This window comes from Bacillus sanguinis, assembly GCF_018332475.1.
Taxonomy (GTDB): Bacteria; Bacillota; Bacilli; order Bacillales; family Bacillaceae_G; genus Bacillus_A; species Bacillus_A sanguinis.
This window is the reverse complement of record NZ_BOQB01000630.1, coordinates 1-262: the sequence shown is the minus strand read 5'-3', so window position 1 is coordinate 262 and position 262 is coordinate 1. Positions and strand designations below refer to the sequence as shown.

The 262-nt window shown below is 25.2% G+C and carries 1 pseudogene; it reads left to right on the top strand.

Annotated features, from left to right (window positions below):
- Window positions 1-262, top strand: a pseudogene (locus KI369_RS28920) (homoserine dehydrogenase); the annotation flags it as partial.

Genomic DNA, 262 nt, shown 5'->3' with positions numbered 1-262 from the left:
GGAAACCGAGATGAATTGACACTGTTATTAAATGAATTTAATAACATGAAACACACAGTAACATGTGAAAAAAAGAAAAATAATATATTATCTCGTTTACAATTAATTTATCAGAGTATGAAATTAGATAAACGGTATCCTCTTCCAATTACTTTTAATAGTAAATTATTGGATCGATTAGAAAAAGAATCTCTTCATTCTATTGAGGAAGGTATAGCATGTCTACAATTAATGTTAGATATAAATTATGAGAAAATAAAAG